Source organism: Leisingera sp. F5 (genome assembly GCF_001593695.1).
This window is the reverse complement of the sequence record NZ_LUKH01000994.1, coordinates 1-1,374: the sequence shown is the minus strand read 5'-3', so window position 1 is coordinate 1,374 and position 1,374 is coordinate 1. Positions and strand designations below refer to the sequence as shown.

Genomic DNA, 1,374 nt, shown 5'->3' with positions numbered 1-1,374 from the left:
TTTGCCCTTGTAGGGGGTGCTCAGCTTCGACTTTCCGCGGCCTGACCCGTCGGACGCCTGGATCAGCACCCGGGCATCCTCTTTGTAAAGCCAGTCTTTCACCCGCTCAAAGCCGGACACCGCATCACCCGACTTGCGCGCCAGGCTGATCAGTTCAATAAGCCGGCGGACAACCTGCCGCTCAACTTCCTGAACCAATTCGTCCGGCACCTGGACCTGGGCCTTGAAGCCGCGGGCAAACAGCTTCTTCTTGACTGCGGTTTCCAAGGCGGCCCGGCTGGAGGCCACATAGACGCCGCGGCCGGGCAGCTTGCCCATCACATCAGGCACAACTTGCCCGTCAGGACCCATCACAAAGCGGATGAGGCCCTGTTTGGGCTGGATCTCGCCGGTTGCGATGCATTTACGCTCGCTGCCGTCGGTCCGGTCTTTTGTAGCGCCGCCGCGTGTCATGCAGTTCTCCTCTGTGAAGCCTGCCCTCAGGCTTCACTTTCCTCTTCGCCAGCATCTTCATCTTCAGCCGCATCTGCTTCCAGCTCAGCCGGGTCAACCCAACCCAGCATGATACGGGCGGTCATCACCCGGTCCTGCGCCTGTTCCAGCGTCATGCCGAAGGGTTCCAGAATGCCATCGTCCTTGACCCGTTCGCCGCCGTCGTTGGTCCAGCCGCCGGCCAGTTCCCAATCCGCACAGGTGGCGAAATCTTCCAGCGACTTCACGTCGTCCCTGGCAAGCGCCTCGACCATCTGCGGTGTCAGGCCCTCGAACTGGATCAGGCTGTCTTCAGCACCCAGTTCACGGGCAGCATCCAGAGCGGCCTTAGCCTTGGCTTCCAGGTAATCACGGGCACGGGCCTGCAGTTCCCCGGCGGTGCCTTCGTCAACACCGTCGATGACCAATAGCTCGTCCACCTCGACATAGGCGACTTCTTCGAGGTTGGTAAAGCCTTCGGAAACCAGCAACTGGGCAAAGAATTCGTCCAGATCCAGGGTTTCCATGAACAGCTTGGTGCGCGCTTCGAATTCCTTCTGGCGGCGCGCTGATTCTTCTTCCTCGGTCATGATGTCGATGTCGAGGTTAGTCAGCTGCGACGCCAGACGCACATTCTGACCGCGGCGGCCGATGGCCAGGCTCAGCTGTTCTTCCGGGACCACAACTTCGATCTTGCCGGCTTCTTCATCCAGAACAACCTTAGTTACTTCGGCCGGCTGAAGCGCGTTCACCAGGAAAGTCGGCTGGTCTTCGTTCCACGGGATAATGTCGATCTTCTCGCCTTGCAGCTCGTTCACCACGGCCTGCACGCGGGAGCCGCGCATACCCACACAGGCGCCGACCGGGTCGATCGAGCCATCGTAGGAGATAACAGCAATCTTG

At 60.4% G+C, this 1,374-nt stretch carries 2 protein-coding genes; both read right to left on the bottom strand.

The window, feature by feature from the left end; genetic code table 11:
- On the bottom strand, nt 1–453 hold a 453-nt coding region (locus A2I95_RS38210), incomplete at its 3' end, for an RNA-binding protein (protein WP_291737623.1).
- Nucleotides 454–479: 26 nt separating this feature from the next.
- Nucleotides 480–1,374, bottom strand: an 895-nt coding sequence (locus A2I95_RS38205; RefSeq protein WP_291737622.1) for a transcription termination/antitermination protein NusA, incomplete at its 5' end; no start/stop codon positions are given.